This is a genomic window from Mycobacterium sp. E1747 (genome assembly GCF_001667775.1).
Lineage (GTDB): Bacteria > Actinomycetota > Actinomycetes > Mycobacteriales > Mycobacteriaceae > Mycobacterium.
In genome coordinates this window covers 1-5,477 of sequence record NZ_LZJI01000110.1, presented here as the reverse complement: position 1 = coordinate 5,477, position 5,477 = coordinate 1, and the positions used below count along the sequence as shown (strand labels likewise).

General features: G+C 70.0%; 6 protein-coding genes. 1 reads left to right on the top strand and 5 read right to left on the bottom strand.

Going from position 1 to position 5,477, the window contains the following annotated elements:
* Both A5695_RS11280 and A5695_RS11275 read right to left on the bottom strand, forming a co-directional pair.
* The coding region (locus tag A5695_RS11280) for a catalase (RefSeq protein ID WP_156749581.1) at window positions 1-339 on the bottom strand (339 nt) is incomplete at its 3' end.
* Between the two features lie 17 nt (window positions 340-356).
* Complete coding sequence (locus A5695_RS11275) at window positions 357-1,145, bottom strand: SDR family NAD(P)-dependent oxidoreductase (RefSeq protein WP_068081200.1); 789 nt, start codon at window positions 1,143-1,145, stop codon at window positions 357-359.
* 300 nt (window positions 1,146-1,445) lie between these two features.
* Here A5695_RS11275 and A5695_RS11270 point away from each other — a divergent pair, with 300 nt between their 5' ends.
* Window positions 1,446-1,913: a hypothetical protein gene (locus A5695_RS11270; protein ID WP_082946015.1), complete on the top strand. Its 468-nt coding sequence runs from the start codon at window positions 1,446-1,448 to the stop codon at window positions 1,911-1,913.
* 118 nt (window positions 1,914-2,031) lie between these two features.
* Here A5695_RS11270 and A5695_RS11265 read toward each other — a convergent pair whose 3' ends face one another.
* The 3 genes from A5695_RS11265 to A5695_RS29010 form a co-directional block, all read right to left on the bottom strand.
* Window positions 2,032-2,871: an enoyl-CoA hydratase/isomerase family protein gene (locus tag A5695_RS11265; RefSeq protein ID WP_068081189.1), complete on the bottom strand. Its 840-nt coding sequence runs from the start codon at window positions 2,869-2,871 to the stop codon at window positions 2,032-2,034.
* A gap of 50 nt (window positions 2,872-2,921) precedes the next feature.
* Complete coding sequence (locus A5695_RS11260) at window positions 2,922-3,215, bottom strand: hypothetical protein (RefSeq protein WP_068081185.1); 294 nt, start codon at window positions 3,213-3,215, stop codon at window positions 2,922-2,924.
* 31 nt (window positions 3,216-3,246) lie between these two features.
* Window positions 3,247-5,477: hypothetical protein (locus A5695_RS29010; protein ID WP_068081183.1), on the bottom strand; the 2,231-nt coding region annotated here is incomplete at its 5' end.

Here is a 5,477-nt window from a genome sequence, read left to right as displayed (position 1 = left end):
CAGATCGACGAATCCGTCGGGTGTGCTCGAGACGAAGAGCCGGGCGGTCTGCGTCGACACGTCGGTGGTGGAGCCGTCGGGCAGCGTGAACTTCACCGCCATGCCGCGGATCCCCGGCACATTGTCGCGCTGCTTGGGATTGCCCGCGCCGTTGGAGAAGCGGATCAGCGCCGGGACCGTCGAGCCGTCGAGATGCTTTGCGCGCGAAAGCGTGACCGCGTCAGGGGTTGCGGTGAACGTGCCGCGGTAGAGCGTGCCTTTGGCGTGCAGCGCGCGACAACCCGGTTGCGCACCGCCGGTGCCTCGGATCGCCTCGATCGCCTCATCGGGAGTGACCATGCGCGAATCTTAAGGCGCTATCGGGGAAAGCCGAAGAGTTTCACGACACCGTGATCGCGGCCGGCGGTGTAGGCGCCGTCGACGGCGATGGCCTGTCCGCTGACGAAGGAGGCGTCGGGCGACAGCAGGAACGCCGCCATGGCCGCGACCTCGTCCGGCTGACCCAGCCGTTGCAGGGCGTGTTCTTCCGTGATGGATTGCAGCGGGCCCTCCATGCCGGGCAGGCCGAAGACACTCTGTGCCATCGGCGTTTCGATGAAGCCGGGGCAGATGGCGTTGGCGCGGATACCGCTCGGACCGTAGTCGAGCGCGATGTTCTTAGTGAGCAGCACGACGCCGCCCTTCGCCGCGTTGTACGAGCTGCCGCCCGCCGTGCCTTCCAGGCCCTCGACGCTGGCGACGGTCACCAGTGAACCCCGTTCGCCGTCGACCCGGGGCTGCTCGATCATCCGGGTCAGCGCCGCCTTGGCGACCAGGAACGTGCCGGTGAGGTTGACGCGGATCACCCGGTCCCAGTCGGCCCGGTCGAGCAGGTGGACCGGGCCGCCGCCGGCGACCCCGGCGGCGTGCAGCACGCCGTCGAGGCGGTCGGGCACCGCGGCCAGCACCGCGGCGATCGCCGCTTCGTCGGTGACGTCGGCGGTGACGAACGTGAACCCGGGCCCCAGGTCGCGCGCCTCGACCAGGTCGGCGCCGATCACCGTGCCGCCCTCGGCCAGCAGGCGCCTCGCGGTCGCCAGGCCGATTCCGGACGCGGCGCCCGTCACGACGAAGGTGCGGGAGCGGGCACGCTCAGGGTTCGCCACGTCTGGTTCCCTCGGTCGAAGGTCGGCTGGGCCGCAGACATGTTGACACACCGGTCCTCCGCCGAGCCGGTTTCGATAGAGGAGAGCTATCAGCAAATAGTGGCGCAGTCTTGGACAGCGGACCCCCTACGGGAGATCGTTAGAACCAACCGGCGAATCCCCCGTTCGCCAGAGCCGCACGAGGAGCAGCACATGTCGACACCCGAGCCCATACGTCCGTGGCGGGTCGCCGCCGCCGCGGCCGCCGCAACCGCCCTGACGGTGGCGACCGCCCTCTTCCCCACCGCCCATTCCTCGCCGGTGCGGCTCGCCTCCGCCGAGCCGGTCGTCATTGCCGAGGGCATCTCGATCGTGCCCGCGCCGGGCTGGACGCTCGGGCACCGGGGCCCGAATTGGGTGGCGCTCAGCAATGCCGACGGCAGCGCGCAGCTGCGGGTCGCCGTCAAGCCCGCGGGCGGGACGGATGTCGGCGCGGTGTTGCAGGCCGACATCGACGAGTACGCGTCATCGTCCGGGTTGGGCGACATGAGGAACCTCACCGCCCCGGACACGCGGCCGCTGCAGAGCGCGAACTTTCAACAGCAAGCCTCCATCGACTACACGGCCAACGTGCCGGCACCGCAGGGTCCCATCCCCGTCCTCGGCACGTTCACCGAGCTTCTGAACACGTCGAACCAGCGGTCGGCGTTCATCGACTTCCGGCAGGACAACGGCGCGACCCCGCAGGCCGTGGACGACGGCGGGATGATGATCCGCTCCATGGAGTGAGGGATGTTGCCGTGCAAGCGGTTCCGGCGGTGCGCGGCGTGCCGACGGGCAGCGCGACGCGAGCGGCAACATCAATTGTGCCGTGACCCGCGTCGCTGCCCACGGGGAGTGGATCGACCTATAGCCGTCCCTCGACACGCAGGTCGGGGTGCACCCAATCGGGCGAGCGGCGCTCCTTGAACGCGCGGAAGCCCTCGCGGGCCTCGGCGTCGCTCAGGCTGCTGGTCATGCCGATGCGGTCGTAGAGGCCCAGGTAGCTGTCGATGCTGGACTTGATGACACCGCGGGCGCGTGGGGCGGTCCGACAGCACTGCGCGAGTAGCTCTTTCGCGGTGTTCAGTAGGTCCTCGTGCGGTACGACGCGGGTGACCAGGCCCCAGTCCAGGGCCTCCGCGGCCGTCAGCACCCGCCCGGTGAACATCAGGTCGCGGGTGCGGACCGGCCCGATGACGCGGGCAAGCATCTGGCTGTAGTAGGTGTCGGCGTAGCCGCGGAACAGCTCGGGCACCCGGAAGGTGGCCCGCTCGCTGACCACCGACAGATCGCTGCACAGCGCGATCTGAAATCCACCGCCCTGGCACAGGCCGTTCACCGCGGAGACGATCGGTTTTACCGACGTGCGCACCGTGTCGAAAGGCGTGACGTCCATGCCGAGCGCGCCGCCGAAGGTGATCCAGTTGTCCGTGGCTCCGCCGCCGCCCATGTCACCGCCGGGCGCGAAGACGTCCCCGGTCCCGGTGATCAGGAGGCCGGCCAAGTCGGGGTCCTCGGCGACACGTCCGACGGCGTAACGGATCCCGAAGTACATCGCGGGAGTCAGGGCGTTACGCGCTTCGGGGCGGTCGATGGTGCACACCGCGATCGGCCCCTGGCGCTCGAAGGTCAGGTAGCGGGTGCCGAGCCAGTCTCCCTCGGGCGGGCGGGGCTCGTCGTGCGGGGTCGGGGGAACCTGGGCCACGGAACTCCTCTCGAGTCGGTCGCTACTGTCGCTCTTACAGTAGCGGCGACCTACCGATACGCGAGCGTGGCCGTCCCCGTCGTCACCGACGCGTCGGCGATCACCTCGGCCAGCTTCACCTGCAGCGTGGCCGTGGCGTCACCCACCGGCTTGTCGCAGTGCCTGCACTGCGCGTTGAACTGCGGCTGGTCCTCTTCATCGGGCCAAAACCGGCGGGGCCCCACCATCGCGCCGGGATCGTATTGAACCGACTGATGCGGGGCGTCCTTGAGGATCCGGCCCACGGGATGTCCTTGCGGGCATTCGAGTTTCAGGATCCCGATGCCTTCTTGGCTGGCTACCATGCTCCACCGTCCTTTTGCGTGTTGTCTGTCGTCAGCCGAGGCCCGCGTCGATGAGCAGCCGCGGCAATCCGTGTTGGGCACACTGGGCACGCACCAGCGCGAGGTCGTCGTCGGCCGCGCGTCCGGCGGCGATGAGCGTTTCGACCAGCAGCAGGCGCGCCTGCAGGGCCGCCAGCGGGCGCGCGGTCGCGTCGATTCCGGCGAGTAGTGCGGCGGCGTGCCGGCATGCCTGATCGCGGTCGTCGCTGGCGTGGCTGCGGGATAGCAGGCGGATACCGGAGGCGGCGTCGAGCTCGGCGGTGATGGTGGCGACGCCGTTGCCGTCGCGGGGAATGCTGCCCACGGCCCGCAACCGCGCGGCCTCGGTGGGGTCGATCGGCAGACCCAACCTGATGCGCTCGTGGTTGAGGGCGGCGGCCAGGCGTGGCAACCGCAGCCGCTCGGCCACGGCCGCGCCGTCATCGAGGCGCTCGGCCGCGGCCTCCCGATCCCCTTGCACGGCTTTGATTCTGGCGCCGACGCCGTAGCGCGCCGCCAGGTAGTCGACCCCGCCGCCTTCGGGACCCAGGTGATAGCTCTCCTCGAGCAGCTCCGCGGCCTGCGCCAATTCGCCTGTCTCATAGAGCAATTCGCCGAGGACGGCGCCGGCGATCCGCGCCGCGTACGAGTGCGGCCCGGCCGCGCTGCCGATGTCGAACGCCTCCCGGAACATGCGCAGGGCGAGCGGGATGTCGAGCTGCTGTCGGGCGGCGATGCCGGCCCAGCTGCGGGCGTAGACGGCACCGACCGCACCCACCTGCTCGTTGTATGGCTCCGCCCACTTCAGCAGCCGCTGGGCGCCGAGCAGATCGAAGCGGTAGATGGCCGCGAACGCCAACGCGGTGGCCGCGGCCTGCGGCAGCACGGGCCGCAGCTGATCCGCGTGGGAGACCACGTCGGCCAGCCGCTCCTCGAGCCCGTCGGTCCGGTCGGCGTAGATCTCGGCCACCGCCCCGACCACGCTCGCTTCCAGCGCCAGGTCGGCGCGCCTCTCCTCGGGCAGGTCCGCCTTGGCCAGGGCGGCGGCGAAGCGCTGCAGCGCGGCCTCGGTGGCCTCGCTGCGGTGCAGCAGGATGTTGGCCCACGCCGACGCGAGCTGCAGCAGCGGCCTGGACACCACCAGCGGGGGCGGCAGCTTCTCGATGAGGCCCAGGAACGTGGTCATGCGGGATTGGTTGATCAGCGCCCTCGTCTCCAGGCGCTCGACGAGATCGACCGCGTTCGCGGTCTCGCCCGCGGCCAGCGCGTGGTCGACGGCCTCGCTCATGTGGCCGTGCTCGGCGAACCACTCCGACGCCGTGTGGTGCAACTCGACAAGGCTTCCGGGATCCTCGCGCTCGAGCCGGCGTCGCAGGAACCCGGCGAACATCTGGTGGTAGCGAAACCATTGCGGCGCATGGTCGATGCGTCGCAGGAACAGACCGCGCCGCTCGATGTCCTCGAGAATGGCGTGTCCCCCACCGACTTCGGCCAGCACCGATGCCAGCTCCCCGCAGATGCGTTCGGTGATGGAGGTCGCCATCATGAACTCGACGAGCTCGGGCTCCAGGGCGTCCAGGACGTTCTCGGCGAGGAACTCTTCGACCGCCTCGTCGTCACCGGACATGCGGCTGAGCAGGTCGCCGGCATCGCCCCCGCCGCGCAGGGACAACGTCGCCAATTGCAGCGCGGCCACCCAGCCGTCCGTCGACGCAGTCAGGGCCGCGACGTCGTCTCCGCCCAGCTGCAGCCCCGCGACGTCGTTGAGCAGGGCCCGCGCCTCGTCGGCGTCGAAACGCAGCTTCTCGCAATCGATTTCGACCAGCTCGTCGCGGACCCGCAGCTTGCTCAACGTCACGGCCGGGCGCGACCAGCTGGTCACTACGATCTGCAGGTGATCGCCCGCGTGCTCGATCAGGAAGCGCAGGGCGTCGATCGCCTGGGCGTCCGATACCCGCTGCCAGTCGTCGATGACGAGGGTGATGGGTTCACCGAGCTCGTCGATGGCGTCGATCAGCGACGTCAACACGTAGCGGGTCCCCTCCTCGCCGCGCTGTTCGAGCATCTGCTCCAGCGGTTCGGCCAGGGCGGGACGCACCCGCCGGATCGCGGCGAGCAGGTGGGCGAGGAACCACACCACGTTGTTGTCGTCGGCGTCGACGGTCAGCCAGGCCACCGTCACGCCGGAGGCCGTCAGTTCGGCGCGCCACTGGGCCACCAGCGTCGTCTTGCCGTATCCCGACG